General features: G+C 71.6%; 1 protein-coding gene. It reads right to left on the bottom strand.

Features of this window, described 5'->3' with window-relative positions; all coding sequences use genetic code 11:
• Positions 1-27: 27 nt before the first annotated feature.
• On the bottom strand, positions 28-1,085 hold a 1,058-nt coding region (locus ACFU7D_RS29840), incomplete at its 5' end, for a hypothetical protein (RefSeq protein WP_378874183.1).

The following is a 1,085-nucleotide window of genomic DNA, read 5'->3' as shown; positions in this document are numbered from 1 at the left end:
CACTTCTGCAGTCTCGGCCGCCAGAACTCACTTCTCGGCCGCCATTTCTGCGGATTCGGCGAGGGCGAGGTTGTGGGCGACGAGGGCAGCCATCAGGGCACGCTGGCGGGTCGGGGTGAGGCCGAAGCCGGAGGGGGTCAGGTCGGGGGTGGCGAGGGACTCGTCGATGCCGTGGAGGCGGGCGGTCGCGTGGTTGACGTCGGCGATGGCCTGCCGGAGATCGGTGGTCGCGGGGTCGTGGGTGTCGGGGTCGCCGACGAGGTTGAGTACGCCGGTGATGCCGATCCGGCGCTCGTCGCCGACCCGGTCCAGGGCGGCCAGGAGCGCAACGCCGACCGGGCGGAGCGGCCCGAGGTCCGCGGGGAACGGGTAGGTCGCGCGCAGGCGCGAGGGGTTGTAGCGGTAGGCGGTGTTGAGCATGGTGCCGCCCGCGCGTACCGCCCAGGCGCGGTGGAGGTCGGAGGCCAGGAACGCGTACGCCGCCGCATCCTGCGTCGGGTAGACGACCAACCCGTTGGAGAAGACGTGGTCGGCGCCGACCAGGACGGGCCACAGGTGCTTGCTGTGCTTGCTGAAGGCGATGACGTGCGAGAGCTCGGCGGCGTCGCGGTAGAGCTCCTCGACAGGGCTGAGGAAGCCCCACCAGCGCTCCTTGAGCTGGGGGTACTTCACGAACTGGCGGCGGCGCTCGGCTCGTACCTTCGACCGCACCAGACGCGCGAGCGCGCGGTCCTCGGCGAGCTCCTCGAGGCCGAGCCTGCCGACGTCGAGCACGAAGCGTGAGGCGGTCGAGCCGCACGGCGTCACCAGGTCCTCGCCGCTGAGATAGGGCCGCACGGTGTGTCCGAGCGGACCACGTCCGAGAGCCTCCGCCTCGGACGGTGTCAGGACGAGCGAGCGGCCGAGCACGATCGTGCCTTGATAGCCGTGGGGTAGCGGTACGTCGAGCTCCAACCGCGCCGGCTCCGGGAGCGAGAAGCCGTCCTCGAGGGTCCCGGTGATCGCCGGGACCGAGCGCCCGTCGAGCCAGGCGCTGTCGAGCGGCCGGGTGGTGAGCCAGATCTTCGCGAAGCGCACTCCGGCGG

Source organism: Nocardioides sp. NPDC057577, assembly GCF_042801335.1.
GTDB lineage: Bacteria > Actinomycetota > Actinomycetes > Propionibacteriales > Nocardioidaceae > Nocardioides.
This window is presented reverse-complemented; position numbering and strand designations above follow the sequence as displayed.